This window comes from Paenibacillus sp. FSL W8-0439 (assembly GCF_038008995.1).
In the GTDB taxonomy this organism is placed as follows: domain Bacteria; phylum Bacillota; class Bacilli; order Paenibacillales; family Paenibacillaceae; genus Paenibacillus; species Paenibacillus polymyxa.
Window position 1 is genome coordinate 1588835 of record NZ_JBBPAK010000001.1, and the last position, 26800, is coordinate 1615634.

Sequence of the window (26800 nt, forward strand, 5' to 3'; positions counted from 1 at the left end):
AAATAATAAAAATGAACACTCTAAAGAAAGCGAGGAAGCGACGATGTTTGGATTTAATTTTGTTAAATTTCAGCCCAGTGAGTATGTCATGAAGGTGAAGAACGGGAAGGTGGTTCGAGAGGGTGTTGGGTTATCTTTTTATTACTACGCGCCGACCACCTCGGTCGTTGTCGTGCCTGTCTCTTCCATTGATGTACCGTTTATGTTTGAAGATATGACAAATGATTTCCAGGCGGTGACCGTGCAGGGGCAACTGACTTATCGGATTGTGGATTACCGCAGAACGACGCAGATTTTAAACTACACGTATGATTTGAAGGAACGACGCTACATTTCGGACGATCCAAGCAAGCTGGCCCAACGGGTGATTAACATTGCCAAGGTGCTTACCAAAAAGTATCTGGAACGTGTTCCACTCAAAGAAGCGGTTCAGTCCAGTGAACGTCTGGCCCAAAACATGACGAAGGATATTGCTCAGCATACTGAAATGGAGAAACTGGGCATTGAGGTTATGGGGCTGTCCATTTTGGCGGTTTTACCAAATAAGGAGACGATGAGAGCGCTGGAAGCGCAGGCGAGAGAGGAAATTCTTCGCAGTGCGGATCATGCTTTGTATGAGCGTCGTAACGCATCCATTGAGCAGGAGCGCCGTGTAAAGGAAAATGAGCTGAATACGGAAATTGCGGTGGAGACGAAAAAAAGGCAGATCCGCGAAACCCAACTGGATGCCGAGCGTTCCGTAAAGCAAAAGCAAAGTGAGATGAAGGAGGAGCAGCTGCGGTTTGACACGGCCTTGGAAGAGAAAAAGCGCGAACTGATTGAGCTGACCGTAACGAATAAAAAGGCCGAAGCCGATGCCAAGGCCTATGAGCTGACAGCGGTGATGAAATCGTTGCAGGATGTCGAGCCTAACGTACTTCAAGCTATGGCCAACATGGATATGAGCCCGGATAAGCTGATTGCGATCGCCTTTCAGGAACTCGCAGAAAATGCAGGGAAAATCGGCCAGTTGAATATTACGCCTGATCTGCTGCAAGGTCTCATGTCAGATACGGGAACAAGTGGATCAGCAGGATCGAGAGGGTCTGGAGGAAGATCACGATGAGCAGCCGAATGACTGAGCAGAAGATTATTTTGGTGAAGCGTAAAACGCGACTGGAGGAACTGATTGTTCGTTACAATACGGTGCAGCAGGCTCGCTTCTTTATGGAACGGCTGGGTGCGGATTTTAGTGATTATGTGCTGGAGGATGAAAATTACCGCAGGGCGGTGGCAACGGCGACGTCCGAGTTATCGGCCTTGGGGCGTGTCCAGATTGTGGAGCGGGAACATGTGCCGAACTTTATTTTTGGTGAGCAGGATACGGTGGTGGTACTGGGTCAGGATGGGCTGGTAGCCAACACGTTAAAATATTTGACCGAGCAGCCGCTAATTGGCGTAAATCCAGATCCATTGCGCTGGGATGGGGTATTGCTGCCGTTTACTGTATCTGATCTGCGCTGGGTGGTGCCGGATGTGTTCGTGCACAGACGGCCGATTAAGGAGGTTACGCTGGCTAAGGCCCAACTAAATGATGGCCAATCCATATATGCTGTGAACGATTTGTTCATCGGGCGCAAAACTCATGTTTCTGCGAGATATGAGCTGAGATTGGAGGATCAGGTAGAGCAGCAATCGTCCAGCGGTATTATTGTTTCCACCGGGTTGGGGGCGACGGGCTGGCTGACCAGTGTGCTGGCTGGAGCGGCCGGGATTGTCGGCAGTGCTACACGGCATCCGGTCTCGCTGACTCCAGATCACCTGATGTCAGATGCTGCTTTCAGCCAGGAAGGGACAGTAGAAGGAATGGGGCATGATCATCGTGCAACCTGGAGCTCGCCCTCGCTTTATTTTACAGTGAGAGAACCATTCCCCAGTCGGACGACTGCTGCGGAGCTGGTGTTTGGGCAGGTGGCCGTTGAAAGACCGCTGCGAATTGCTTCGCAGATGCCGGAGAATGGAGTTATTTTTAGTGATGGAGTAGAGAGCGACTTTCTGGAGTTTAATGCTGGCATTGAGGCGACCATTGGACCGGCGGAGAAAAAAGGGCATCTGGTGGTGTAGAGGTTTGTACAGGACGGCAATGGGTAATTATGAGTAAGGTACAACCATCAGATGAAATTAAAAAAGGAGGAATCAACATGAGCGACCACACTCAAGACGAAGCGAAAATCCGCAACAAGAAGAACGAGGACGGAGATTCCTTGATGGAGAAAACGAAGCTGGACAATGGCGTGGATATCGAGCCTGAGGCTGATGAATGGATTGCGAAGCCCTCACCAGTATCATACGATGATACGAAATCCTCTTCGCAGAAATAAGACTCTTGCGTCTCAATAGAGCAGTGATGCTAAGACAGATGATCCTTAATCGGGTCATCTGTCTTTTTTACATAATTAATTGAATCTGGAATATACCTTCCATACTAGCTCACGACGGCTGCTTACCTCTGTTTTCAAGAAAATGGCTTTCAGATGATCCTGCACCGTGTAGGCCGTAATATGAAGTGCACTTGCCAGTTCCTTGGTAGAAAAGCCTTGGACAATGAGCCGGACAAGCTGTCTCTCTCGTTCAGTCCATGAGTAGATCTCAGCCATAAGCGGCAACATGTCCGTTGCTTTAGCAGGCTCAAACCATACGGCCAGTTGCTTCTCGCCCATATGCTCGCGTCCGCCTTGCAGGAGAGTGGCTCTGATCGTGACCCAAGGAGTTTCAGCGTCTGCGGAAGGGATACATAGTCTGGCTGGTGCAGTAGAAGTGGATAGCGCTCGCAAGCTTACCGCCCGAACAGAGGCCGGCAGCTCGTCCTCATGGATTCCCTCCTGCTGCCGAAGCAGCTTTAGCCACTGCTCTGCAACTGCATTGGACGAGAGGGGTTCTAGTTGGGCGGAAAGCGTCAGAACACCTGGCTCAAGTTCATGTTCCATAGCCATAGCGGGGGCTGGAGATACACCGACACTGGTTTGACGCAGATGGTAGGCTATGGATGGCGCTAACGCTTCAAGCAGTTGTTGCTCTTCCGCGCTGAATACAGGCTTTCCATAGTGGCGGAACAACGTAAGAAATCCCCAGCAGCTTCCTTTGTACATAAATGGAATACGCAGCTCATCGCCGAATCCAGCGGGTTGCAAAACATTTCTAAAACGTGTGCTGCGATCCGGCTGGCCTTGTGTAGATCCATGAAGCGTCGCGATAGGCTGTCCTTCTCGCACCAATTGATCGTATTTCATGATATCATCGTGCAGATACTCGTATTCTAGCAGTTTGCTATGAATGTCCTCTACACCCGACTCCGTAAATGCACCCGTGGAAAGCAGCGTTCGTGGATCTACTGAGGTACAGCATGCCGCATCAAAAGAAATCTGAGTACGCAAGCAATCGATTAGCGTGTGCTTGTATGTAGGAGATGAGGGTGATTTATTTCCCATTTCCATGATTGGTTGTTGATCATTCTTAAGCTGTGCAAATTGAGTATAATGTGCGTTCATCGTTTACTCCTATCGTGAAAGCTGGAGATTCTTAAAGTGCCTCTTCCTAAATCCCATATTTATGGGATGGTGGATATTCGTATTGTCTTTATAATTGAGAATGATTCTTAATTAAATCTACAATAAATGAATGGTCGTTGAAGATCAAGGCTAAATGTTTGGAGGAGAGCACATATGAAACAACCCCATATTGGAAATACCGACTCAAATCAACCTATGAGCTGGAATCATCCGAATGTACATAAATATGCGGATACGATTGCTTTAAAAATACCTGGATACACCCATCTGTATGAGATGACAGATTGTTTGATAACCGCACAGCTTGAAGCGCAGGCTCATAACAGGAATATCGATCCGAATGTGCTGATTGTCGGAGCCGGGGGCGGTCAGGAATTGATTACGCTCGGAGGGCAGCATGAGGCATGGTCCTTTACGGCAGTTGATCCCTCTGAGCACATGCTGGACTTGGCACGTCAACGTGTGACACAAGCGGGCATCGGTTCACAAATATCATTTGTTACAGGCACGTTGGAAGAGTTGTCTGGAGAATCGCCTGAAGAACAGCACGAAAAGTACTGCAAAGAATTATCCGATGAACCAGTCTATGACGCTGCTACCTGCCTACTGGTGCTTCATTTTCTTCAGAGCTTGGAAAGTAAACAGGCATTGCTGCGCCAGATATCCGCTCGACTCAAGCCGGGCGCACCTTTTTGTCTAGCTTCTATTAATGGGAATCCGCAGGAGCCTTCTTTTTCCATCCAAATGCAGGCATGGAAAGGTCATATGCTGAGTCAGGGTATTTCACTGGAGGATTGGGAGCGATTCGCTGTTTCCATCGGTCGCGAGTCAAACCCGGTGTCCAATGCAGCAATTCAGGAACTGTTGATAGATGCAGGCTTTACCCACATCACCCGGTATTATGGTGCTTTTTTAGTAAATGCATGGTTTGCGGTTAAAGAGGGAGAGACGGCTTATGACAAAGGATAACATCATCATTATTGGCGGGTATGGCCATGTTGGAAAAATTGTATGTACAGAGTTAAGTGAAATGTTCCCCGGCAAGGTATTTGCCGCGGGCCGCAGTCTGGAACGTGCCACTGCATTCAGCCAACAATCGAATGGCAAGATACGACCCTTGCAGCTTAATATTCATGAACCGCTGGACCCGTCGATATTAAAGCAAGCCAAAATGATTATTATGTGTCTGGATCAGGACAATACAGCCTTGATACGCACCTGTCTTCAGCATGGCGTGCATTACATGGATATTACTACAAATGCGGCCTTTTTGAGTCAGGTGGAGCAGTGTCATCAGGAGGCCCGAGCTTATCAGGCCACTGCGCTGCTAAGTGTAGGATTAGCTCCAGGGCTAACTAATCTATTGGCATTGCAAGCGACACAGCTCATGGATCAAACGGATGAGCTGAACATATCATTGATGCTGGGCTTGGGTGATCGACACGGTCAGGCTGCGATTGAGTGGACTGTAGATCAGATTCATACCGACTTGGAGGTGATAGAACAGGGACGCCCAGTGACTCGAAGAAGCTTTACCGACGGCATAGTGGCAGACTTTGGTGCAGGAGTGGGTCGTCATCGGGCGTATCGGTTTCCTTTTTCGGATCAACAGACACTTCCACGTACACTTGATGTTCCTACGGTCAGCACACGCCTGTGCTTCGATTCGCGATTGACCACTTGGCTTCTGGCAGGGCTTCGGACAATAGGAATATCAGGTCTGCTCCGACTGCCAACGGTTCGTGAGGCAGTAGTTCGCAGCTTTGGCAAGGTGCATTTTGGAGGAAATGCTGTAGCGGTCAAGGTAGACGCCCAAGGAACTCTCAATGGTAAGGAGACGAGGGTCGAATGCAGGCTAAGGGGACATCATCAGTCTGATTTAACTGCTAAAGCTGCCGTCTTTGCAGCGCTTGCTCTGTATCGCTCAGAACTTCCATATGGTGTTTTTCACATGGAGCAGGTTTTTTCGTGGGATCACATGCGGGCTTGGCTGGGACAGCAGGTAGACGTAGATATTCAGGTGAACGGACAGCAAGTATAAAAGTCATATATTCTGAAAAAAAGACTCTCATATCATCCAAGCTTATTCAGCAATGTCTTGCGGATAGGTCTTGGATTTCTTTTCCTATTGGATTACACTAGAAGGAAGTACATATTTTTGGGAAAGACCAGAGGGGATGATATGAAATGTGGAATCCCTATGAACATAGTAGGCAGCATCCGCACGATTTTATAGTAGAATATCGATTTTACACACCGGAAGAAGGAGGCAGGAAACAACTGCCTATTCAGGGTTATCGCTGCGATTTTTCCTATGAGGGCGACGATATTACAACAACGGGAATTTATGCAATACATCCTGAGTTTGAAGATGAAGAGGGTCAATTGATCATGGATACCAGGCACCCGGTTCACCGGGAAGGTCAGGCAAGAATGTGGATTTTGTTTGGAGAAATGAGGGAAAAGGTACACCGACACCGGATACATGTAGGAACCAGGGGATATTTTATGGAAGGCCCACGCCGAGTCGGTGAAGTTGAAGTTACAAGTCTGGTAGGCCTCTTGACCAATCCGCTAGACTAACTGCTAGAAATCAATCAGAAGGTGCAGTCAGACAGCGAATGGAGGTGTTCAAGCCAAGATGGATATCGCTTATATTATCGATTTATTACGTAAAGACGATGTAACCTTAACCCCAGGCTTATCCACCCAGGAGATTACTGAGGTCGAAGACAGGTATGATATTCAATTTCCGCCCGACTTAAGAGAGCTGCTGATGAACGTTCTTCCAGTCGGTAAAAGCTTCATCCCATGGAGAGATACGTCACCACAGCGGATGGGTGTCATTCGGCAAAGGCTGAATTGGCCGCTTGAAGGTATGATTTTTGATGTAGAACAGAATATGTTCTGGCCTTCCGAATGGGGAGAAAGACCAACAGATTTGGAGGAAGCCGTTGATACATGTAAACGTGAGTTTTTGCGTGTGCCCAAGCTGATCCCCGTCTATGGTCACCGATATATCCCAGAGCAGCCATGTGAAGAAGGAAATCCGGTATTTTCAGTGTATCAAACGGATATTATCGTGTATGGAGAAAGTTTGCAGGAGTATTTCAAGCTGGAATTTGGGGAGAAGACTTACGAACAGATTAATTTTGAGGCGGTAAAAACAGTTCGCTTTTGGAGTGATTTATGTAGCTGAATCGCCGAATCGTTAGGAAATTAAATAAGTCGAGATAAAGGAAGGAGAGACTAAGGTGAAGTTGGAGCAGGATTTGGAAGAAATCAAAGAAAGGTTGACCCAGATCGAGACCAAACTGGAACAAAAGTCGACTTCCAGCAAAATCTTAAAGTACATGATCATCATTTTCTTGTCTATTTTTTTCTTGCTTATTATGATCGGAGTTATTCAATTTGTTTCGAGCTGATCGGTATAAATTTACGGACAGAAAGGAGCTTGTTATGTCTATAGAAGCCATTATTTTTGATCTGGATAATACACTGATTCACCGCAAACTGGCATTCGCGGCATATACGGAGCGGTTTATAGAACGATTTATTGTGGCAGAAGAACCGGCCAGCCGTGCGGCGGTCATTGAACGAATACGTCTGGCAGATCAGGACGGCTACCGGGATAAAAGGGAGCTGTATACGGAGCTGCATGCAGACCTGAAACTGAAAAATCCCGATACGACAGTACAGGAGATGTTGGGCTTTTGGTATGGTGAATTTCATAAATTTACGGTCCTGATGGACGGAGCGAAGGAAGTGCTGTCTGAACTGCGGTCTCGGGGCTTGAAGCTTGGTATGATTACCAACGGTTCACTCCGTACACAGCAGGCGAAGATTGACCGAGTGATGCTGAGAGATTATGTGGATTCCATTATTGTATCAGGCGGAGTCAACGTCGAGAAGCCTAATCCTCGTATTTTCGAGTTGGCTCTGCATGAGTTGGACATTGCCGAACCTGGTCATGCCTGCTATGTAGGCGATCATCCGACAAATGATATTCGTGGGGCGCAAAGTGCAGGATTGCATACCATTTGGCTGGAAGGCTTTATGACGTGGAATGAAGCAGGCATTGTACCTGATCATCAGATTCAGAGCCTACGAGAAATCACTGGCTGGCTGGATCGTCTCAGTTATCCATCGAATATGGAGGAGGGAGCATCATGAGTATCGAGCAGCAACCGAATCCTATTCTGTTATCATTCCCGGAACAATTCCAGACGGAGCGATTGACTATACGCGCTCCGCAATGGGGCGATGGTGCGGCGGTCAATGAGGCGATACGCGAGAGTGTACATGAGCTGCGGCCTTGGCTTCCTTTTGCGAGAAATCTCCCTACGGTAGAGGAATCTGAAATCCGTTCACGCCAAGCCAGACTTAAATTCCTGGATCGATCCGACATGGTGCTGTATATATTTGATACGGCTTCGGGACAATTTGTAGCCAGCAGCGGTCTGCATCGTATTGATTGGGATGCACGAAGATTTGAAATTGGATATTGGCTCAGAACCTCATGGACTGGCAAAGGTATTATAACCGAGGCCGTGCACGGTATTACGGATTTTGCCATACAGCATTTGCATGCCAATCGGGTGGAGATTCGTTGTGATTCTAGAAACACGCGCAGCGCCAAGGTAGCAGAACGTGCAGGTTTTACACTGGAGGGAATTTTAAGAAACGTCGAGTATGATGAAGAGGGAAGCATGGCACACCAAATGGTTTTTGCCAAGGTGCGTGGTGTTGAATTTTAGCAAGCGATTGTATGATATTGCGGGGGCTTATTATGATTCATGATATGACGAAAAATACAGACAAGTTGGTGTGCATACAATGTGACATCAGCTTAAGGTTCAGCAATCTTGCAAGCGCTATCCCTAGAGGATGCTTTACGAAGTTTTAGAAGTTTGGTAGGTATTTTCCGGTGTTAGGAAAGGTAATTTAGTATGAGAAAATTTCGTAAGAGCAGCAGTAGGGGAATTAATCAGGAAATAAAGGAAAAGTTCCACTGGAAGGCTCGCGCTGCGTATCTGGTTGCCGTGCTGGTCATGATCTTGTTGGGCTTGGGAAGCAGGGCTTTCTCCACCCAGTTACCTGCATTCGTTGCCAATCACTTTGGGGATGCCTTGTGGGCATGCATGATTTATTTTGGGCTGAGAATGTTGTGGGTGAACCGTCAGTTGTCTGTAGCCCTGTGGGGCAGTGTGCTGTTTTGCTTCGCTATTGAATTCAGTCAGATGTACCAGGCTCCTTGGATTAACCACATTCGGGCGACCACCCTGGGCGGCCTAGTGCTTGGCAAAGGGTTTCTGACCGTGGATCTGATCAGGTACACGGTTGGTATTGTGGTATCCTGGGTACTGGACCAAGGCTGCCAAAGGCTGGTGGGGATCAATAGACGTATGGACGATGACAAACCACTCAAATAATCTGAGAAGCGAGGGTTGCGCTTGAAACAAAAGGGAAAGCATCACAGGTCGTTCGGTAAGATGATTGGGTTATGCGTAGGGTTCAGCTTGTTGTTTGCAACCATACTTATTCCAGGGCAGGCATTAGCGGAAAAGCAGCTTGCGGCGCCTCTTCGTTTTGATTTTGGTCCTGGGGATGTGGCTGACGGCTACACTCAGGTCACTGCTAAGGATGCTTACACGCCTGAGCGTGGCTATGGATTTACCGATCTTTCCAAGGTAAATGAAGAGAACCGTGGTGGAAGTGATGCTATCCGCTCAGATTTTGTGCGTGTTCAAGGCTCATCCTTTGTCGTCAATTTACCACCTGCGGATTACACGCTTTCTCTAATTGCCGGAGATACTGCCGGAAACACGGATATTACGGTTAAAGCCGAATCCATTGTTAAAGTAGAACCTACCACCAAAACAGCAGGACAATTTGTTGAGGCTGCGTTTGAGCTTGCACTCATCGACGGTCAGCTAGAATTGTATTTCTCAGGAAATGAAGCGAAGATCAACGCCTTGGTTATCACTCCCAATAAAGCTCGAACGGCTGGAGAACATCCTTCCGTATACCTGGCGGGCGATTCTACGGTTCAAACTTATAAAGCCTCGATGAAGCCTCAGGCAGGCTGGGGGCAATTGATTGCTCCATTTTTTACAGATGAGACTATTTTTGTGAACCGTTCTATTGGTGGACGTAGCACGAAGACTTTTTTGGTTCAAGGGCGGTTAGATGATATTTTACGGAATATCCGTCCAGGAGATTATCTGTTCATACAGTTTGGGCATAATGATGCCGCGATCAATAATCAGGAGCGTTATGTTTCACCTGCCGATTATAAAGTTTACTTGAAAACGTACATCCAAGGAGCCACCCAACGCGGTGCGATCCCTGTGCTAATTACTCCTGTAGGCCGCCGCGATTATGATGCAGCAAGTGCTTCGTTTCGGATTAGTTTCCCGGAATATGTGCAGGCGATGAAGGAAACAGCATCAGAGACGGGGGTAGCACTGATCAATCTTAGTCAATTGAGTGTAGCCTACTATGATACACTAGGCCTGGAAGGAACACTTCCACTGTTTTTACATTTGGAGCCAGGTGTGTTTCCTGCATTTCCTGATGGCGTGAAGGATGATACACATTTTCAGGAGTATGGTGCGGAGCAAATAGCCCGCTTGGTAGTCCAAGGGGTTCGTGACTTGAATATTCCTTTATCCTCAAATGTAAAGACGGAGAATCTGCAATAGCACCGAATTTCCATAATGATATACTCAGAAAATAAGCTGGCCCTACCCAAACCCAGCATGACTTAGGCTTGGGTGGGGCTTTAATGTTCTGGACTTTAAGGAGGAAGTAGTATGACAGTAGCTCAACTTCATAATCTTATCAACGGTCAACTCCTGCATAATCAGCATCGGAGTTTATTTTATATGCGCGAGGGCTCTGTTCTGTTAGGACCATCAACGGAAATGACGTACTGGCTGACGCAGCGAAGCTCGGAACTGATCCTCATGCTTCAAAGCTTGAAGCGCCAGCATACGTATCATGTTTTTGTGAAGGATGTAGCGGCCCAAATACTGTCCCAGTTTGTAAATACCAATCAGTATCTACATTTTCACACAGATCATGCGAGGGAGCTTACGGAGCTGTATGATCGATTCTTCACCCGGATTGAAAAGCTGTTCCCAAAGAAGTCTATAGCAGGGGCAACTCTGGACTTACTGCTCCAGCAGCATTATGGGCATTTGAGAGATTTTTTAACTCGTACCAATGGACGTGAAGTGTTCGCTAAGTATGCAGAGAGTGAGTATACCTTTTGGATACCTTGTGAGGAATATACGCCGGAGTTGCAAGCGAATCTGCTAGGATTGGACATTGCTCGTTTGCAAGAGCCTGTTCTAGATGTTGGCTGCGGATCAGAGGCACGGTTGGTTACTTATTTACGTGCCTATGGAATTGAGGCATACGGAACAGATCGGCTGGCTGAAACAGACGGTTGTATCACCCGAGGAGATTGGTTAGCGACTACTTATGAAGAAAGTACATGGGGAACGATCGTTTCACATATGGCATTCTCCAATCATTTTATACATCATCATCTGAAGACAGACGGTAATATTCATGAGTACGCTCATAAATATATGGAATTGCTTAGAGCCATTCGGCCAGGAGGGAGCTTTATTTACAGTCCATGTCTCCTATTCATGGAAGAGCTTTTGGATGCCCGAATGGGGTATCAAGTAGAGTATATCGAGTCCTCTAAAGGTTACAGAGCTACGAAAATAACGCGTATACATTCATAAGTGCTAGTATCAATCATTTGTCAGATTCACTCTTGGAATGGTAGTATAAGGATAGATATTACTCTATTTGGGATTCTGTTAATGATCGGGATTCCCATGACGTTAATTTGATAGCATAGTTGCCCTGAATAATAAATTATTGTATAGATAACGGAATTTTTCAGGGAAGATTAAACCATATTTTCCTAAAAGCCGATATATGGAAATGAGGCGAGAACACACTGTTATTATGCCCGCCGCAAAATGGAGGTATATAATTGGGTTAGGAGAGTAGAAGAAGTGTCCGATTTGTATACGAAAAAAGAAGTAGAAGATTATGTAACGAACGTGGTTTTCGAACGACCTTTAGGTGTAAGCATTGCAGCTATTTTACTAATTTTTAATGGAGCACTGCTGTTGGTGACACAGCTATTGACGCTCAATGCACTAAATGAGGCTTCTACGTTATTAGGCATGTGCAGAGGCATGTTTCAAGGGTTTATCGCGTTGCTTGGCTTGGCAGGAACGGCTGCCGGTATTGGTATGTTGTTCGGTAAGAAGTGGGCTTGGTGGCTGGCATTATTTTATTTTACATATGAGACCATGCGTTATGCGTGTGCAATTCTGTTTATTCCCGATGTCTCCCCAATGTTAGGTGGTGTGCAGCTAAGCCCTGCTCTATACTATGTTAAATATGGTATGCGTATTATTTGGAATTTATTGTTTACATTGTTTATGTGCCGTAGTACGGTAACCGGCTTTTTTCAAACAAGTAAAATCAACAAGTGGAGAGCATGTATCGCATTATTCTTCATCAATGGATTGATGGTGGGGATCGGCTGGTGGTTGACAAGGTAGGTTCTGTGAATGTGAAGGAGGAGATGAATGATGACAATGGAAACGTTTCCGATTCTGGAAACCGATCGGCTTCGTTTAAGACAGCTTACATTAGGAGACGCGAGGGATGTATTTGCCTATTTTTCCAGAGATGAGGTTACAAAATATTATGATTTGGAAAGTTTTACGGAGGTAGAGCAAGCTGAGAAATTTATTCGTTCCATGCTAACCAGATACGAGAAGCAAGCGGGTTTTCGTTGGGGAATTACGTTAAAAGAAGCTCCTGAGCAGGTGGTGGGTACAATTGGATTTCATAACTGGCAGAAGGAGCACTCTCGTATTGAAATTGGCTATGAGCTGGCGCCGGAATATTGGCAACAAGGGCTGATGACAGAAGCGTTGAGAGCGGTAGTGGATTATGGCTTTCAATTGCCGCAGGTTCACCGTATAGAAGCCTTCATTGATCCAGATAACGAAGGCTCCAGACGGCTGCTGCTCAAAAGTGGCTTTACTAAAGAGGGTCACCTGAGAGATTACTTCTATGAAAAAGGTCAGTTTGTTGACGCTGTTGTTTTTGGCTATCTTCGGACGGAGTTTCCCGTAAAGCAGTAAGTTTATAAATATCCTTTGTCTCCGTAAGGCTGGAGTCGATCAAGCCAGGTCTGCTCCAGCTTTGCCAGTGCATCTTTGACATCAAAGAATTCCGAATCTTTTTTCTTCAAAACGTCCAGCACTTCAAATTCAAACGAATCTTCGCCATATTCATTCCATTCCTGTTGTAGTGGTTTGTTCTTAAATCCACCCATTTGCAGCTCAAAACGCCGTCCATTCAGCGACTTTAAATTCGGCGTGGAAGCGACAAAAATTTTCCCATTGCGTGTATTGCGAATACAATAGATTCCTGCCTCTGTCTTCATCTCCATGTATTGCTGAACTAGTTCTTTTCTTCGATCCATTGTCCAATCCTCCTATTTGAGCATTTTGCATAAATCCCAAGAGCGTTTTCAAATCAGCAATGTATAGATCGAAACGCTTTAGTTCGTCTATATATTGTACCTACGAGCGTCGAGAATCGAATTATGCAAAATGCTGATTTTATAAGCGCCTAGCTTCAAGATTCCTTCAACCAATATTCACTGCCATCCGGTTTGCGATCCAATAGACCGTATTCAATCATATATCTTCGCACCGTGACATAATCGTCATATACTTCCTGTAAAATCGCATTGATATCTTTCTCATGATATATTTGTCCCTTTACAAAACGGTCCGCAATTTCACGCAGCACAATCAGCTTGTGCTTTTCTTGCATTTTAAAGGTCTTTAGGCGCCCGTCTGTACCCTTCGGAAAATACTTCGTGAGTACCTTTTGCCTCTCGTCTTCCGTAATGTTGTAACGTTCGTCTACCATCCGTGCTCGTACGGGTACGTCTACCATGGCGGGAGCGTGGCGGTCTTTCTCCTTTAATAGTTCCATTAATGTAAGAAATACCTTGGCCTGTCGTTCTTTTTCCTTGAGACCAAAGCGATGATTGCGTATGGTAGATGCGCTGCCGATTCCGGTTTCCTTTTGAATGTCCGCATCACCCATGCCTTGATAAAATAACTGAAGTAACCGATTCTGGTGATCCGTCAGTCCGGTCAGCTTTTTGTCCAGACCGATCAAATAGTCAAAGACCGAACCGTACGTTCGCTCAATATGAAGACGCATATACCGTTCCGCGTCATAAAATACCCCTTGATCCTGATATATGATGCCTTGCTCGTATCGTTGTCCGTCCAAGAGGCAAATTACCTGCTCCCCTTGGCGAATATATCCGCGCTTCAGTTCTTCAATACCAGCATTCCAGAATAGTTCGGAATGGTCCATTTTAGTAAACACCTCAATCGAATGATGATTATTTTATAGACAATATAACATTTTGTTTATTTTAAATCAATGAGTGGATATTTCTTTAGGATCTCGAACATGTTCGCTATATACAAAACAGATATAGGATTGTTATCATATGTAAATTGTTGCAATGCATAAGGTTGGATAGTTTCTATATATTGTAATAAGGCGGGGGACTATGAACAAAATGCGATTAGAAGAAGCCATAGAAAGTGGAGATTTAAAGGAAGCGATAAGGATTATAGAGGATGTGGGTGAAAAGCAGGATCATACATTCACTCCAATATTATTGAGATATTTAGTAACGACGGATAGTATATTGCTGAGAAATGCAATTGCTGTTACGTTAGCCGATCTAGGAGACAATGAAGCGGTGTTGCCTCTTTTCGACTTGTTAAGAAATCCCAAGACGAAGGGGAATAGAGGCACAATTTTATATGCTCTAGGTTTCTTTGACGTATCTACTCATGTTATGGCGCTAGTAGATTTACTGGATGATACCTTTGAAGCAAGTAGACAATCCTATCAACTGATAAGTACCGTGCAAGATAAAATCTCTGAGGCTCAAAAGGAACTATGTAGAAAAATGATAAGAAGAAAGCTGGCCGATCATAAAAACAAACATAAGCGTGATTTTTTGTTGGAGTCTTTAGGGCTTTTTACATGAGGACTTTAAACCTTATCGGCTTCAAAATAATTGATTATTCTACCTAAGAAGCTAAAAATGATACCTTAAATGCTACATTCCTTAAAATTATTGTGAGGAGATATGATACAAAATGAGGCAGAGATTTGCTGTCATGGATGATGAAAGTGGGCTCACAGTTGGTTATTGTCAAGATGTGGTTGGGCTAACGGGTGATATTATGGTCGAAACGTATGAAAAGGTCATTTTTGAACAATTTGTCTTTAATGAGGAATTCATAAGAAACATAGCAAAGACAAAACAATCTGTATCCAACTTGTGCATTGTCATTTTAAATGACGAAGAAAAAGGGATTGGAAGCTATTATTATCACCTACCTGAATCCTTTATAATCCATAAACTAAATTACAATAAAGGAAACTTCAATCTGGAACTAACCGGTATACTTGAAACGAAACCCTCTCCTGTTGAATTAAGATTATGGGAGTTCTTAAAGTGCTCTCAGTCGCTTGAAAATAATATATGGCAAGGCTTTTCTAACGAAGAACGGTCTGGATGGCTAAACGTGACTAGAATACATTCTGCATCTAATCATTTTGCCAGACCGGATAAACGAGGAGAAGTCTACACCTTAGACGGGGAACACATATTTGATTTTACAACATTTTTTATAGCACTTGGTGAAGCGATTAATGGGCCTGGAGGGTACTTTGGATTTAGCTTGGACAGTATATCGGACTGTCTTTGTGGAGGTTTTGGGGCAGTAGGACCGTTCACGATCCATTGGAAAAACGCACATTATTTCTTGGAAAGATTCGAGGAAGAATGGGATCGAGAAGAAAGAAGTTATGGATTTTCACCACAGCAATATTTTATGGATCTTTTAACGATCTTAGTATCAGGTGGTGTCACCGTGAGTTTTTCTTCGAATTAAGATAGCAAAGCAAGAAGGGATTTTGAAATGGAATATAAATTAATGCAACCACCTTTTTGCACATAGATATTTGGGAATGGTATCTAGGGAATGTACAGATTCAAAGTGAAAGTGCTTTGGAGTTAGAAGCGGATCATTCAGGAACCAAAGTCTTATTTTAGCGTAAATCGTCCTGTTATCACTGGTTTGTCTAAGGAAATAGATATGGATGTGATCATGATCTTAACGAATAAAATGTATCGAGTTTTAGACGGTGATCGTAATCCTAATGCTTTATTGGACATTTATCATACGTGGGAAAAATATATTTAAAATTACCTTATAGAAAGGGATTACGGTGTGAAATCTAATTGAGTGGGAAGATCGGTAAAAAAGTATTTTAAATATTATACAAAGAACAGAGAGCCCTTAACATGTTAACGGCTCTCTTCGTCGTCTTCTGGCAAGTATTCGATCAGTTCACCAGGGAGTACGCCAAGGTTCTAAACCTAATTGAAACAGTTTCTCATAACAAGAGAAGTGCCATTTTACTAATTTGTATCATCCTCTACATACTCGATAACATCTTGAACATGGCAATCTAGAGCTTTACAGATTTTATCCAGCGTATCAAATTTCACACCGTCTGTTTCTTCGTTGTAAAGTTTGGTGATTCCGTTTCTATGTAATCCAGTCATGCGGGAAAGCTCGGCAATATTTATCCGTTTTTCACCCATAATACGGGAAAGATGAATCTTTATCATATTTTCCTCCAGCTTAATGCATTCTATAGTGTTAAAAAGAAACATCAAAGTATTGACAATAAACACTGTTGGATGTATTCTGAAAACAACAAAAGTAACACTGTAATGTGCATTTAGTTTGTTGAAATGTTATTTGTGAACGTCATAGTAATATGCTTATCGTATCAAAAGGTTTTGCAATTAGCAATTAATTATCGTTCAACAGCCTAGTTTGAAAAACTACCTGTAAAAGAAAGCTTATTGGCAAATAAGAAACTTTGAACAAAGGAATGGAGCGAGGATGTATGACAGAATCGGTAATAGAATTGGAGCGGGTATCCATGGTACAGGGGCCGTATGATTACCCTCATATGTATGAGATATTTGAAGGAGTTCTTTATGACTGTCAATATTTCTTTTACCTCGAAAATGGCATACTGAGTTTGCGCCATGTGAAGAAGGTGGAGCAGTCATATCATACGCATCTTTACCTGGATGGAGAGAGCGGAGGCTTGCAACTGGCAGAGGGTGTACAAGGGGAAGTTATGCAAGTTGTCACGGAGATTATCGAACGCTTACGCGCGAAGGATGGACTGACATTTTTATTCGATGAACTGCTGTGGTTATATGGTAGGGGCCCCATTGAATTAAACCTTCTTAAAAAAGGATGAAATGACTCCAGGCAGCAGGCAACTTGCTACAAAAAAATGATCCTAATGTTTTACATTATTGAATTTTCCAAATATGAAAAAAGGCTTATGATTTTAGCGAATGAATCAATTGATGACTAATAAATATAAGTGGGTCGTGAGTTAAGCTAATTAAGTCCTGCACAACAGCACTAACAGGAAAACTAAATCCCCAATCAGCTCCGAATAATATTTTTTGCTGTTGCTCAGATGTAGGTGGCTGAGGTTCTTCCAAGCCATATTGCTCTGCTAGTCTCTCTTTCGTTTTTTGATCTATGACAAGTTCATCCTGTGCAAAGGTATAGCACATAGGATTGCTTAATTGTACTAAAAAAAGTAATAATGCTGCGGAAATGATTATTTTTTTGCTCTGCATGGTTAGCTCCTGTGATCTCAGATTTTAGTCTATACTTTTTGCGTCACTCAGACTAAATTATGCCTTTACAGGCTTTTATGACCAGATTATAATGGTAAATAACAGCAACGTTTTACATACACTGGTTTATCGGGGTATAGCGCAGCTAGGTAGCGCGCACCCTTGGGGTGGGTGAGGTCGTGGGTTCGAATCCCGCTACTCCGATTATAATCCAAATGTCCTGCTGGTGCGGATCGTGCGCCTGCCGGGCATTTTTTTGTATATTACATACTCTATCAGTCATTGTCTCTACTGGGTTGTGACGAGCTAGTCGTAGACAACAAATGTATGTACTTGTGAAGTATTGAGGGGAGATAGGATGAAGCCACTTCTGCACGGGATTCGGAAGCAAAAGTGGCAAATCAACAATCCCTCAATGCTGCCATTTATGACTTTTTAAATTACCTATAGAGATTCCTGAAGGGCCTTAGAAGAAGTGCTGTAATCAGCATAGCGGGGAAGCACAATAGTGTAGTATATGCCTACCATAACGGTACAAACCCCAACTAATAAAAACAAGAGCTCAATTGAAATAAATGAAGGAAAGCTTACAGCAATGAAACCTAATGTAAGTGACTGGGACAGCATCATTAACGGATTAATCAAACCTTGTACACGTCCCATCATTTGAGGATCTACAATACGAGGCAGCCATCCTCCTATGCCGATGTTAATGAACGGAAGTATCAGTGCAATGACAAAATTGATAATCAGAAAAGCATAGAGGTGATTAACAAATCCAAGTATGCACATACCTATTCCGGCAACCAGAACTCCGGCTGCAATCATTTGGTGTAGCTTTAGCTTGGCGGAGATGAGGGAAGCGATTAGGGTACCAAGCAACACACCAGCCCCAAAAATAATACCTGTCCAAACCATATACTGCTCATAGTTGCCTGGAGCTAGCTTATATTTAAGAATAAACATCGGTAAAACGCTAAAGCCTCCATTTAAAATACCGAACATAAAAAAGCCTGAAACCAACCAAAGCAATAGTCTGTTGCGTAATATGTAAAGAAACCCTTGTTTAAAATCGATCATGACCAGTTTGAATTTTAATTGTTTAAATTGATGTGCCCCGTTCGGAAGGCGTACTTCCTTGGGAATTTTGCAGGAACGAATAAGCAGTGCAGACACAATAAAAGAAACAGCATCAATGAGGATGGCTCCAGTAATTCCAAGGTGCCAGTAAACGACGGCCCCCAAAGTTCCTCCAAATAACATGAAAAGACTCCCCATCATTTGATTGAGGCCTGCGGCAATGGTGTAATCTTCTTCGTTTAATATCCCCTGTATAATGGCACTTTCGGCTGGAAAGAAAAATTTGGAGGCAGCACTACGGATGAAGAGAAGGGCAAATACCAAAGGAATCGAATCGACCCAAATAAAAATAAGCAAGCATAAAGATAAAATGGCGCTGATCCAGTCACAATTAACAGCAATTTTTTGTCTGTCCATCCGATCTGCCAGCACTCCAACCACGAGAAATACTACCAGCATCGGGAGCGAATACATTAACTCGGCAAGTGTTGCATAGTAAGGCTGATTTGTAAACCGTTTCAACAAATAAAACATGAATGCGGTAACCCCGATAATTCCCCCCATTTGTGAGGCGAAGGTTGCCAGAAAAAACCTGACATAATTCTTGTTTCTGAGTATTTGTTTTAGTCCAGTCACAGTTCCATCCCTTTCGCTTTCAAAGCGGTTTTTAGATGCCTAAGTAAAATAATAGTGAAAAGTAGGAAAATTGTACAGAAAAGTGACTTTAATGTCACTTTAAGTTTGAATTTGCATCGTAACGGCCATCTACCTTTTTTAATTCTGCTGTCAACGATAATCATAGTGGGTTGGACTGGAAAGTTGTTTTTAACTCGTTTGGCGTAGTATGAGAGCAACATAACTTAAATAACCAGCCGTCAGTTGATATCCGGTGGCTGGTTATTTAAGTTGCCAAGTGTTTGATTCCTGAAATTAAATATCATCTCCATTGTGGTTTTGCCCATATTACCATAACAAGCCTTACGGATAAGTTGTATGATCTGAAAGCGTTGTTAACTTTTTTTTGATTAGGATATCCTTTTATACCACATTCTAATCTTTAAATGATCAAGGCTGCAGAATTACAGAACAACCCGATTCATCTCATTTACGCATGGATATGTTGAGAAAAAGGAAATGCTCATAGCTAGAAAACTTTATACAATGGAAGAGAAATAAGCACTGTGAAATTCGACTTTTGATGATGGATTTCATATAATGTGAACATAGTGTGAATTACTCAAATTAAAGATTTAACAAAACATCAAAATGAAAATGATTTCCGTCCAGCTATGAATTTCAAAATTTGACGGAGGGAACGAGATGACAATGGAAGAGAGCAGCAGACAGGTACCTTGGCAGACGTATTACGGACCTAATCTAGGTTATGTGCAGGACCAGTATGAAAAGTATGTAGCGGACCCCGGAACAGTTGATCCGGCTTACCGCGAGCTGTTTGATCAATGGGGCGAGCCGCCACAATCCGAATATTCGGCTGCTTCCATGATAGACAACAAGTTGCAAGGCCCCCCTACAAGTGCTCTGGGGCACCTTGATTCAAACATATTACAGAAAGCGGTTACAGCGGGCAAAATGGTGTGGAACATCCGTGAATACGGACATTTGGCCGCCCAAATTGACCCACTGGGATTGGATGCAGAGCAGGATACACGTTTGCTTGATCCAGCATCTTACGGTTTAACTGAACAAGACCTGAAGGCTTTTCCAGCCTCTTTAATATGGGATAACGCTCCTGCGGGAACACTGAACGGGTGGGAAGCCATTCAACGGCTACGTGTAGCATACACAGGACCGATTGCCTATGAATTTAGTCATATTCATAACGAGGAGGAACGTAGCTGGTTGAATAGCTATGCTGAATCCGGTTGGTCCTCCAAGCCGCTCACAACACAGGAACGCAAGTCGTTGCTGGGTAGATTGGTAGAAGTAGAACAGTTCGAAGAGTTCTTGCATAAAACATTCGTCGGACAGAAGCGTTTTTCCATCGAGGGTAATGATGTGCTTGTCCCTGTACTCGACGAGATTATTCGTCTAACCACAAATGCAGGAGCAAGTCATGTCCTGATGGGGATGGCGCATCGCGGCCGTCTGAATGTATTGGCACATGTGCTGGGCAAGCCTTACAGCAAAATTTTCTCTGAATTTCATCATTCACCGAATAAGGATCTGATTCCGTCGGAAGGTTCCACGGGAATTAATTATGGCTGGACTGGGGATGTAAAATATCATCTGGGAGCAGACCGTTTTGTAAAAGATGGGGAAGCCGTGCAAGCCCGTCTAACGTTGGCGAACAACCCAAGTCACCTAGAATATGTCAATCCGGTTGTCCAAGGCTTTTCGCGCGCGGCGCAGGAAGACCGCAGTGAAGCAGGCTATCCGAAGCTGGATGTCAGCAAGGCAGCTACCATTATTATGCACGGTGATGCGGCGTTTCCGGGTGAAGGTATCGTAGCCGAATCACTCAATTTCACCAATTTGCGTGGCTTCCGTAATGGCGGTACAGTGCATATTATTGTGAACAATCGTCTGGGTTTTACGACAGAGAGTGTTGATTCACGTTCGACCCGTTATGCCAGCGATCTGGCTAAGGGCTACGAAATTCCGATTGTACACGTGAACGCGGATAATCCCGAGGCTTGTATTGCAGCGGCTCGTATGGCTGGCGAATACCGCAATCGTTTCAAGAAGGATTTTCTGATTGATCTGATTGGTTACCGTCGTTATGGTCACAATGAATCTGATGATCCGGAAACAACACAACCACTGGTGTATCATAAGGTGAAGAATCATCCGACGGTTAGCAAATTGTATGCTCAAAAGCTGATGAAGCAGGGCATAGTGGATGAAGCATTTAGTACTGCTCTGATTGAGAAGGTGCAAAACCGACTGAAGGAAGCGCATGAGCATGTGAAGAATCAACCAGAAGAGGAACCTGAATTTACAGCTGTGAAGGGGAAAAAAAATCAGAGCTCTCCGGTCCGTACTGCGGTTGAACTGAAAAAGCTGCGCCAAATCAATGAAAACTTGCTCAAATGGCCACAGGCTTTTCATGTATATCCGAAGCTGGAACGAATTTTACAACGTAGAAAAACAGCTCTGAACGAGGGTGAAAAGGTAGATTGGAGCTTGGCGGAGACGCTGGCTTTGGCCACCATTCTAGCAGACGGCAAGCCTATTCGTATGACAGGTCAGGATGCGGAGCGTGCTACTTTTGCTCACCGTAACCTTGTGCTGCATGAGCCCGAAACCGGGCGTACCCATTGCCCGCTGCATACATTGCCGGAAGCGCGTGCTTCGTTCAGTATTCATAACAGTCCATTGTCTGAGGCGTCAGTCCTCGGCTTCGAGTATGGCTATAACGTGTTTTCTCCCGAAACGTTGGTCATTTGGGAAGCGCAATTTGGCGATTTTGCCAACTGTGCGCAGGTTATTTTCGACCAATTCATTTCCGCTGGCCGTGCCAAATGGAGACAGAAATCCAGTCTGGTGATGCTGTTGCCGCATGGTAGCGAAGGACAAGGACCTGAGCATACGAGTGCACGTCTGGAGCGTTTCCTCCAGCTGTCTGCACAAAATAACTGGACTGTCGCCAATTTGAGTAGCGCCTCACAGTATTTTCATCTGCTGCGCCGTCAGGCTGCATTAAGCGAAAGTGAGGAAGCTCGCCCGCTGGTGATGATGTCGCCGAAGAGCCTGATTCGCAACAATCGTGTTGCTTCGCCTGCTTCTGAATTCAGTGAGGGAACATTCCGTCCTGTGTTGGAGCAACCTGGTCTGGGATCACGTCCAGATCGGGTAGAGCGCATTGTATTGTGTAGTGGCAAGATTGCCATTGATCTGGAGGAAGCGTTGGAGAAAGATAAGAACGGGAATGAGGCAGAAGAGCACTTGCATATTATTCGTGTGGAACAGCTCTATCCTTTCCCGGCAGAGGAAATTCGGAATATTTTCAATCGCTTCCCACATGTTAAGGAGTTCGTATGGGCTCAGGAAGAACCTAAAAATATGGGAGCCTGGAGTTATATGGAGCCTCGTCTGCGAGAGGTTGTGCCACAGGGAGCGGAAATTCGCTACGCAGGCAGACCGGATCGTTCCAGCCCGGCGAGTGGTTATCAGCAAGTACACAGCCTAGAACAACAGCGAATTATTCAATCGGCGTTGAAGCAGGATTCCAAAAACAATATTACACTGGGGAGGTAGCGGCTGTGAGCGACATTATAGTGCCAGCAATGGGAGAATCCATCACGGAAGGGACAATCTCCAAATGGCTTGTGAAGGAAGGAGATTCCGTAGGACAGGGAGATGTTCTACTGGAGCTGGAAACGGATAAGGTTAATCTGGAAATTAGTGCGGAAGAAGCAGGTGTGGTTCAGAAAATCCTTCGTCAGGAGGGGGATACAGTGGTTATCGGTGAAGCTGTTGGCTTGATCGGAAGCGGCAGTGGCGCGGAAGCAACCGGTGCCGGAGAAGCCGCAGCGACCCAAGCGCCTGAAGCGCCGTCCTTAGCAACTTCACCAACTTCCGTAGAAAGCAGCGGTAAGGCAGTAGAAAAGTCTGCGCCGCCAGTTCCCTCCAATAGCGACGGAAATGGTCAGACGGCATCACCATCCGCCCGGAAGCTGGCGCGTGAGCGCGGGATTAATCTGGAGCAGGTACAGGGAAAGGACCCGCTTGGACGTGTGTTCCAGGAGGACGTAAAAACGCATAATGGTGCTGAAGTATCACGTACAGCATCTGTACCTGCGCCTCCCGTTGCCAGCAAGCCTGTGTCACCGTCTCCAGCTCAAACAGAGTACAGCAAGCCTGTGGAGCGGCAGCGGATGTCCCGTCGGAGAGCGACGATTGCCAAGCGTCTTGTTGAAGCACAGCAAACAGCCGCCATGCTTACTACTTTTAATGAAGTGGATATGACCGCCATTCTTGATGTGCGTAAACGCCGTAAAGATAAGTTTAAGGAGAAACACGATGTAGGGTTGGGTTTTATGTCCTTCTTTACGAAGGCAGTGGTTGGCGCGCTCAAGCGCTTCCCTACTGTGAATGCAGAAATCAATGGCGATGATATCGTACTGAAAAAATACTATGATATTGGGATTGCTGTATCTGCTAAGGAAGGTTTGGTCGTTCCCGTTGTCCGGGATGCGGATCGTCTTGGTTTTGCTGAAATTGAGAAGAGCATTGCCGATTTGGCTAGCAAAGCTCGTTCCAATTCACTTTCTCTGGCAGACTTGCAAGGAGGAACCTTTACCATAACCAATGGAGGTATTTTCGGTTCCCTGCTGTCTACGCCAATTCTGAATACACCGCAAGTGGGTATTTTGGGAATGCATAAAATCCAACTTCGCCCGATTGCCATCGACGAGGAACGCATGGAAAATCGTCCAATGATGTATATCGCCTTGTCCTATGACCACCGTATTATTGATGGCAGCGAGGCGGTCCGGTTCCTGGTAACGGTCAAAGAATTGCTGGAAGATCCCGAATCATTGTTGCTGGAAGGATAAAAATAAATTAGGCGAGTGTATTTCCTCTGTACGTGCATGACAAAAGCAGACTCTTGCGGGTCTGCTTTTTTTCCTGCATAGTACTAACATAAGGCTATAGGCATTGCAGACATTCAGATATAGAGAAGGGCGGAAATTGTTTTGGACAAAGACTTGCGCTACCCGATTGGACCGTTCGTGGTTCCAGATACCATTACAGAAGAACAGCTGATCACATGGATCGACGACATTGCTGAATTGCCTGGACAACTGCGTCAGGCGGTCGAAGGACTGAATGAGCAACAGCTAAATACGCCTTATCGCGAAGGAGGATGGACAATTCGACAGGTTGTTCATCATTTGGCAGACAGCCATATGAACAGTTATATCCGTTTTAAGCTGGCGCTGACCGAGGATACACCGACAATCAAACCCTATGATGAGGGGCGTTGGGCTGAAATACCAGATGCCAGAGAGCTTCCACTGGAACCTTCGTTGCAATTGCTGGAAGGACTGCATGCACGATGGGTGACCATGTTACGCTCGTTAGGGGAAGATCAGCTACACCGAACATTTATTCATCCTGAATCGGGCCAGACGATCCGCCTGGAACGAAACATTGGCATCTATGCCTGGCATGGCAAACATCACATAGCTCATATTACTTCCCTGAAAGAACGAAATGCATGGTAATTAACTCAAAAATGATGTCCTGATGAAATATAAAGGAATACAAAAGAAAACCTTTAAAGCCACTTTTATCGTGCTTTAAAGGTTTCTTTTGCTTATTCCTCACTAGGATGATGACTCGGGCGAAGCTGATAAAGAGGGCGCTTCGGAGGCTCCAGACAAAACGGAAACAGAGGTTGCTCCTGTGTTAATATGACGGTCGAGCCAGTCCACGATGTCACTCATTACCTCGTTACGATTGGTTTCATGCAACATCTCATGGCGACCGTCAGGATAAAGGCGATACTCCACGTCTTGAAGCTTCAGGCTTCGATACATATCCACTAGCGACAACACACCTTTTCCAAACAAGCCCACCGGATCACGATCCCCGGCAAAAATATAAACGGGCAGTTTTGGATTAATGTTTTGCAGCGAGGAAGGCCAGTGAATTTCTTGTAAAAGCCTGAAAAAATCGAGGAAAAAGCCTGTCGTGCAAATAGCTCCGCATAATGGGTCGTGCACGAACTGATCTACTTCCTCGGGATCACGGGACAGCCAGTCGAACGCTGTACGCACCGGACGAAAGGCTCGGTTAAAGCCGCCAAAGACCATAGCGTTGAGCAGCATGCTGCGATGATCCATTCCTTGCAGTTTGGCTTGCAGTAGGGCAACCTGCTCTCCGAGTTTCAGCAGACTACGTCGTCCGTTGGTCCCTGATAAAATAAACCCGTGATACGACTGCTGATCATCATACATAATTTTCTGGGTTAAAAAGGACCCCATGCTGTGACCCAGTAAAAAACGAGATTGATCAGGGAATTCCTTGGCCGCAATTTCGCCTAGCTCCAGCATGCCTTTTGCCATTCGATTGAATGCATTGGCTCCCGGCATACCGAGCTTATCAGGATCACCAGCTGTGCGTCCGTGGCCGATATGATCGTTGGCATACACACCGTAGCCAGAAGCGGTAAGTTTTTCGGCCAGCCGAATGTAGCGGTAGGACGTCTCACACATGCCATGCGAAACTTGAACGATCCCCTTGACGGGAACATTCTGCTCGGGTAGCCATCGGTAAGCAAAAAGCTCTGTTCCGTCATCTTCAGCGATGGTGAAGGTGTATTCCCGCATGATTAGACATCACATCCTTTAAGCTTTAAGGAAGATAAGATCTAAGTACGGTCATTCCGTCATTCAGCGTGTAACCGCCCAGATTAGCGGGGAGCAGGAAGCAATCTCCAGCTTTACAGGAAAGAGACTCCGTATTATTGTTCCATGTTATGGTTCCACTGCCTTCGCAAATCACAAGGATAGTGAAGCTGTCTTCCGTTGTAGAAAGTGTCCAACTTCCCTCTACGATACCCTTTTCCACAACAAAATACTCACAGGATGCCAGTTGGAGCCATTCTCCAGGCTGCAAGCCGTCCGTTTTCATCGTTGTTGCGCCTGCACCTTCGTAAGAAGTTACATTAAGGGAGTCCTCGATGTGCAACTCACGAGGTTTGCCGTCCAGACCGGGGCGATTGTAGTCATATAAGCGATAGGTTGTATCCGAATTTTGCTGAATTTCAGCAACCACAACACCTGCACACAGTGCATGCACGGTTCCAGCGGGGATGAAGAATGTATCGCCTGCTTCAACTGGAACCTGACGCAAACTGCCCATGATATCTCCGCTTTCAAGAGCTGTACGCAGACTTTCACGGGTTACACCTTCGGTCAGACCATAAATAATTTTGGCATCCGGCTTGGCATCAAGCACGTACCACATTTCGGTTTTTCCTAATTCTCCTGCTGGAAGTCCAGCGTAATCATCCGTCGGATGCACCTGAACGGATAAGTCATCGTTGCAATCCAGTAGCTTGATCAAAAGTGGAAAACGTCCGCCTTTTTTCGATACGCCCTTTGCGCCAAGCCAATCCTGTCCGTAGGTCTGGCGGATTTCATCCAGTCCTTTTCCAGCCAGCTCGCCATTGATAACCGTTGTTGTTCCATTTGGATGATCAGCAATCATCCATCCTTCACCAATATGTCCTTCTGGTGGGGTCAGACCAAATTGTTCTAAGGCTCGTCCTCCCCAAACTCTCTCTTTGAACTCAGGTTGAAATTGCAGCGGGTATGGCTTTAGCATGATTTCTCTCCTCCATAATGAGTAATGAGTACGATCT

At 45.2% G+C, this 26800-nt stretch carries 29 protein-coding genes and 1 tRNA gene; 22 read left to right on the plus strand and 8 right to left on the minus strand.

Going from position 1 to position 26800, the window contains the following annotated elements; all coding sequences use genetic code 11:
- Nucleotides 1-43 precede the first annotated feature (43 nt).
- The 3 genes from MKX36_RS06800 to MKX36_RS06810 all read left to right on the plus strand — a co-directional run bounded on the left by MKX36_RS06800 (nt 44) and on the right by MKX36_RS06810 (nt 2360).
- Nucleotides 44-1105: an SPFH domain-containing protein gene (locus MKX36_RS06800; RefSeq protein ID WP_016820615.1), complete on the plus strand. Its 1062-nt coding sequence runs from the start codon at nt 44-46 to the stop codon at nt 1103-1105.
- Entirely contained in the window at nt 1102-2103 is a 1002-nt protein-coding gene (locus MKX36_RS06805) for a sugar kinase (RefSeq protein ID WP_017426603.1), read from the plus strand. Before MKX36_RS06800 ends, MKX36_RS06805 begins: the two co-directional genes overlap by 4 nt.
- Before the next feature lie 77 nt (nt 2104-2180).
- On the plus strand, nt 2181-2360 hold the full coding sequence (locus MKX36_RS06810; RefSeq protein ID WP_013370039.1) for a hypothetical protein: 180 nt from the start codon (nt 2181-2183) through the stop codon (nt 2358-2360).
- Between the two features lie 75 nt (nt 2361-2435).
- On the opposite strand, the gene MKX36_RS06815 is transcribed toward MKX36_RS06810, so the two are convergent.
- Nucleotides 2436-3527: a LuxR C-terminal-related transcriptional regulator gene (locus tag MKX36_RS06815; RefSeq protein WP_290408992.1), complete on the minus strand. Its 1092-nt coding sequence runs from the start codon at nt 3525-3527 to the stop codon at nt 2436-2438.
- A 174-nt stretch (nt 3528-3701) separates the two neighbouring features.
- Here MKX36_RS06815 and MKX36_RS06820 point away from each other — a divergent pair, with 174 nt between their 5' ends.
- From MKX36_RS06820 to MKX36_RS06875, 12 genes are all read left to right on the plus strand, one after another.
- The gene (locus MKX36_RS06820; protein WP_290408993.1) at nt 3702-4517 is read left to right on the plus strand and encodes a class I SAM-dependent methyltransferase; all 816 of its coding nucleotides are present in this window, start codon (nt 3702-3704) and stop codon (nt 4515-4517) included.
- Nucleotides 4504-5589 (plus strand): saccharopine dehydrogenase family protein, encoded by a 1086-nt coding sequence (locus MKX36_RS06825; protein ID WP_290408994.1) that lies wholly within the window; start codon nt 4504-4506, stop codon nt 5587-5589. Before MKX36_RS06820 ends, MKX36_RS06825 begins: the two co-directional genes overlap by 14 nt.
- Before the next feature lie 146 nt (nt 5590-5735).
- On the plus strand, nt 5736-6131 hold the full coding sequence (locus MKX36_RS06830) for a hypothetical protein (protein WP_013370043.1): 396 nt from the start codon (nt 5736-5738) through the stop codon (nt 6129-6131).
- A gap of 58 nt (nt 6132-6189) precedes the next feature.
- A complete protein-coding gene (locus MKX36_RS06835; protein WP_016820609.1) occupies nt 6190-6747 on the plus strand; it encodes an SMI1/KNR4 family protein in 558 nt (185 codons plus the stop codon).
- Between the two features lie 55 nt (nt 6748-6802).
- On the plus strand, nt 6803-6973 hold the full coding sequence (locus MKX36_RS06840; RefSeq protein WP_016820608.1) for a hypothetical protein: 171 nt from the start codon (nt 6803-6805) through the stop codon (nt 6971-6973).
- 34 nt (nt 6974-7007) lie between these two features.
- Nucleotides 7008-7721: an HAD family hydrolase gene (locus tag MKX36_RS06845; protein WP_340864445.1), complete on the plus strand. Its 714-nt coding sequence runs from the start codon at nt 7008-7010 to the stop codon at nt 7719-7721.
- On the plus strand, nt 7718-8305 hold the full coding sequence (locus MKX36_RS06850; RefSeq protein WP_340864446.1) for a GNAT family N-acetyltransferase: 588 nt from the start codon (nt 7718-7720) through the stop codon (nt 8303-8305). Before MKX36_RS06845 ends, MKX36_RS06850 begins: the two co-directional genes overlap by 4 nt.
- Nucleotides 8306-8497: 192 nt before the next feature.
- The gene (locus tag MKX36_RS06855) at nt 8498-8980 is read left to right on the plus strand and encodes a ribosomal maturation YjgA family protein (protein ID WP_025364377.1); all 483 of its coding nucleotides are present in this window, start codon (nt 8498-8500) and stop codon (nt 8978-8980) included.
- Between the two features lie 60 nt (nt 8981-9040).
- On the plus strand, nt 9041-10252 hold the full coding sequence (locus MKX36_RS06860; protein WP_340866080.1) for a rhamnogalacturonan acetylesterase: 1212 nt from the start codon (nt 9041-9043) through the stop codon (nt 10250-10252).
- A gap of 111 nt (nt 10253-10363) precedes the next feature.
- Nucleotides 10364-11308, plus strand: a complete 945-nt coding sequence (locus MKX36_RS06865) for a class I SAM-dependent methyltransferase (protein ID WP_340864447.1) — start codon at nt 10364-10366, stop codon at nt 11306-11308.
- Nucleotides 11309-11587: 279 nt separating this feature from the next.
- Nucleotides 11588-12145, plus strand: a complete 558-nt coding sequence (locus MKX36_RS06870) for a hypothetical protein (protein ID WP_016820601.1) — start codon at nt 11588-11590, stop codon at nt 12143-12145.
- Nucleotides 12146-12175: 30 nt separating this feature from the next.
- Nucleotides 12176-12736 (plus strand): GNAT family N-acetyltransferase, encoded by a 561-nt coding sequence (locus MKX36_RS06875; protein ID WP_025364380.1) that lies wholly within the window; start codon nt 12176-12178, stop codon nt 12734-12736.
- Between the two features lie 2 nt (nt 12737-12738).
- On the opposite strand, the gene MKX36_RS06880 is transcribed toward MKX36_RS06875, so the two are convergent.
- Entirely contained in the window at nt 12739-13080 is a 342-nt protein-coding gene (locus MKX36_RS06880) for a GIY-YIG nuclease family protein (RefSeq protein ID WP_016820599.1), read from the minus strand.
- 155 nt (nt 13081-13235) lie between these two features.
- Nucleotides 13236-13994: a DUF2087 domain-containing protein gene (locus tag MKX36_RS06885; RefSeq protein ID WP_025364381.1), complete on the minus strand. Its 759-nt coding sequence runs from the start codon at nt 13992-13994 to the stop codon at nt 13236-13238.
- Nucleotides 13995-14196: 202 nt separating this feature from the next.
- On the opposite strand from MKX36_RS06885, the gene MKX36_RS06890 reads away from it, so the two are divergent.
- Complete coding sequence (locus MKX36_RS06890; RefSeq protein ID WP_193190529.1) at nt 14197-14685, plus strand: HEAT repeat domain-containing protein; 489 nt, start codon at nt 14197-14199, stop codon at nt 14683-14685.
- 112 nt (nt 14686-14797) lie between these two features.
- On the plus strand, nt 14798-15598 hold the full coding sequence (locus MKX36_RS06895) for a barstar family protein (protein WP_243537070.1): 801 nt from the start codon (nt 14798-14800) through the stop codon (nt 15596-15598).
- A gap of 530 nt (nt 15599-16128) precedes the next feature.
- Here the strand turns inward: MKX36_RS06895 and MKX36_RS06900 are convergent.
- Nucleotides 16129-16341 carry a helix-turn-helix domain-containing protein gene (locus tag MKX36_RS06900; protein WP_016820594.1) on the minus strand — a complete coding sequence of 71 codons (213 nt, stop codon included), beginning with the start codon at nt 16339-16341 and terminating at the stop codon, nt 16129-16131.
- Nucleotides 16342-16625: 284 nt separating this feature from the next.
- Between MKX36_RS06900 and MKX36_RS06905 the strand changes: the two genes are divergently transcribed.
- The gene (locus MKX36_RS06905; RefSeq protein WP_031463147.1) at nt 16626-16991 is read left to right on the plus strand and encodes a hypothetical protein; all 366 of its coding nucleotides are present in this window, start codon (nt 16626-16628) and stop codon (nt 16989-16991) included.
- Between the two features lie 85 nt (nt 16992-17076).
- On the opposite strand, the gene MKX36_RS06910 is transcribed toward MKX36_RS06905, so the two are convergent.
- The gene (locus MKX36_RS06910; RefSeq protein ID WP_017426622.1) at nt 17077-17385 is read right to left on the minus strand and encodes a hypothetical protein; all 309 of its coding nucleotides are present in this window, start codon (nt 17383-17385) and stop codon (nt 17077-17079) included.
- 130 nt (nt 17386-17515) lie between these two features.
- On the opposite strand from MKX36_RS06910, the gene MKX36_RS06915 reads away from it, so the two are divergent.
- A tRNA-Pro gene (locus MKX36_RS06915) sits at nt 17516-17589 on the plus strand.
- 240 nt (nt 17590-17829) lie between these two features.
- Here MKX36_RS06915 and MKX36_RS06920 read toward each other — a convergent pair.
- Nucleotides 17830-19101 (minus strand): MFS transporter, encoded by a 1272-nt coding sequence (locus MKX36_RS06920; protein ID WP_340864448.1) that lies wholly within the window; start codon nt 19099-19101, stop codon nt 17830-17832.
- 684 nt (nt 19102-19785) lie between these two features.
- Between MKX36_RS06920 and MKX36_RS06925 the strand changes: the two genes are divergently transcribed.
- From MKX36_RS06925 to MKX36_RS06935, 3 genes are all read left to right on the plus strand, one after another.
- Nucleotides 19786-22683 carry a 2-oxoglutarate dehydrogenase E1 component gene (locus MKX36_RS06925; RefSeq protein ID WP_025364385.1) on the plus strand — a complete coding sequence of 966 codons (2898 nt, stop codon included), beginning with the start codon at nt 19786-19788 and terminating at the stop codon, nt 22681-22683.
- A gap of 5 nt (nt 22684-22688) precedes the next feature.
- Nucleotides 22689-23984, plus strand: coding sequence for a 2-oxoglutarate dehydrogenase complex dihydrolipoyllysine-residue succinyltransferase (odhB, locus tag MKX36_RS06930; protein ID WP_340864449.1), 1296 nt, complete (start codon nt 22689-22691; stop codon nt 23982-23984).
- Nucleotides 23985-24125: 141 nt separating this feature from the next.
- Nucleotides 24126-24656: a YfiT family bacillithiol transferase gene (locus MKX36_RS06935; RefSeq protein WP_016820583.1), complete on the plus strand. Its 531-nt coding sequence runs from the start codon at nt 24126-24128 to the stop codon at nt 24654-24656.
- Nucleotides 24657-24758: 102 nt separating this feature from the next.
- Here the strand turns inward: MKX36_RS06935 and MKX36_RS06940 are convergent, their stop codons facing one another.
- On the minus strand, nt 24759-25763 hold the full coding sequence (locus MKX36_RS06940) for an alpha/beta fold hydrolase (protein ID WP_016820582.1): 1005 nt from the start codon (nt 25761-25763) through the stop codon (nt 24759-24761).
- A gap of 25 nt (nt 25764-25788) precedes the next feature.
- Complete coding sequence (locus MKX36_RS06945; protein WP_016820580.1) at nt 25789-26763, minus strand: type I phosphomannose isomerase catalytic subunit; 975 nt, start codon at nt 26761-26763, stop codon at nt 25789-25791.
- Nucleotides 26764-26800: the final 37 nt, after the last annotated feature.

Bases quoted from the DNA above. Each gene is read 5' to 3' on its own strand.
- MKX36_RS06800 (WP_016820615.1), top strand. From the start codon at position 44: ATGTTTGGATTTAATTTTGTTAAATTTCAGCCCAGTGAGTATGTCATG.
- MKX36_RS06805 (WP_017426603.1), top strand. From the start codon at position 1,102: ATGAGCAGCCGAATGACTGAGCAGAAGATTATTTTGGTGAAGCGTAAA.
- MKX36_RS06810 (WP_013370039.1), top strand. From the start codon at position 2,181: ATGAGCGACCACACTCAAGACGAAGCGAAAATCCGCAACAAGAAGAAC.
- MKX36_RS06815 (WP_290408992.1), bottom strand. From the start codon at position 3,527: ATGAACGCACATTATACTCAATTTGCACAGCTTAAGAATGATCAACAA.
- MKX36_RS06820 (WP_290408993.1), top strand. From the start codon at position 3,702: ATGAAACAACCCCATATTGGAAATACCGACTCAAATCAACCTATGAGC.
- MKX36_RS06825 (WP_290408994.1), top strand. From the start codon at position 4,504: ATGACAAAGGATAACATCATCATTATTGGCGGGTATGGCCATGTTGGA.
- MKX36_RS06830 (WP_013370043.1), top strand. From the start codon at position 5,736: ATGTGGAATCCCTATGAACATAGTAGGCAGCATCCGCACGATTTTATA.
- MKX36_RS06835 (WP_016820609.1), top strand. From the start codon at position 6,190: ATGGATATCGCTTATATTATCGATTTATTACGTAAAGACGATGTAACC.
- MKX36_RS06845 (WP_340864445.1), top strand. From the start codon at position 7,008: ATGTCTATAGAAGCCATTATTTTTGATCTGGATAATACACTGATTCAC.
- MKX36_RS06850 (WP_340864446.1), top strand. From the start codon at position 7,718: ATGAGTATCGAGCAGCAACCGAATCCTATTCTGTTATCATTCCCGGAA.
- MKX36_RS06855 (WP_025364377.1), top strand. From the start codon at position 8,498: ATGAGAAAATTTCGTAAGAGCAGCAGTAGGGGAATTAATCAGGAAATA.
- MKX36_RS06860 (WP_340866080.1), top strand. From the start codon at position 9,041: ATGATTGGGTTATGCGTAGGGTTCAGCTTGTTGTTTGCAACCATACTT.
- MKX36_RS06865 (WP_340864447.1), top strand. From the start codon at position 10,364: ATGACAGTAGCTCAACTTCATAATCTTATCAACGGTCAACTCCTGCAT.
- MKX36_RS06875 (WP_025364380.1), top strand. From the start codon at position 12,176: ATGACAATGGAAACGTTTCCGATTCTGGAAACCGATCGGCTTCGTTTA.
- MKX36_RS06880 (WP_016820599.1), bottom strand. From the start codon at position 13,080: ATGGATCGAAGAAAAGAACTAGTTCAGCAATACATGGAGATGAAGACA.
- MKX36_RS06885 (WP_025364381.1), bottom strand. From the start codon at position 13,994: ATGGACCATTCCGAACTATTCTGGAATGCTGGTATTGAAGAACTGAAG.
- MKX36_RS06890 (WP_193190529.1), top strand. From the start codon at position 14,197: ATGAACAAAATGCGATTAGAAGAAGCCATAGAAAGTGGAGATTTAAAG.
- MKX36_RS06895 (WP_243537070.1), top strand. From the start codon at position 14,798: ATGAGGCAGAGATTTGCTGTCATGGATGATGAAAGTGGGCTCACAGTT.
- MKX36_RS06900 (WP_016820594.1), bottom strand. From the start codon at position 16,341: ATGATAAAGATTCATCTTTCCCGTATTATGGGTGAAAAACGGATAAAT.
- MKX36_RS06905 (WP_031463147.1), top strand. From the start codon at position 16,626: ATGACAGAATCGGTAATAGAATTGGAGCGGGTATCCATGGTACAGGGG.
- MKX36_RS06910 (WP_017426622.1), bottom strand. From the start codon at position 17,385: ATGCAGAGCAAAAAAATAATCATTTCCGCAGCATTATTACTTTTTTTA.
- MKX36_RS06925 (WP_025364385.1), top strand. From the start codon at position 19,786: ATGACAATGGAAGAGAGCAGCAGACAGGTACCTTGGCAGACGTATTAC.
- MKX36_RS06940 (WP_016820582.1), bottom strand. From the start codon at position 25,763: ATGCGGGAATACACCTTCACCATCGCTGAAGATGACGGAACAGAGCTT.
- MKX36_RS06945 (WP_016820580.1), bottom strand. From the start codon at position 26,763: ATGCTAAAGCCATACCCGCTGCAATTTCAACCTGAGTTCAAAGAGAGA.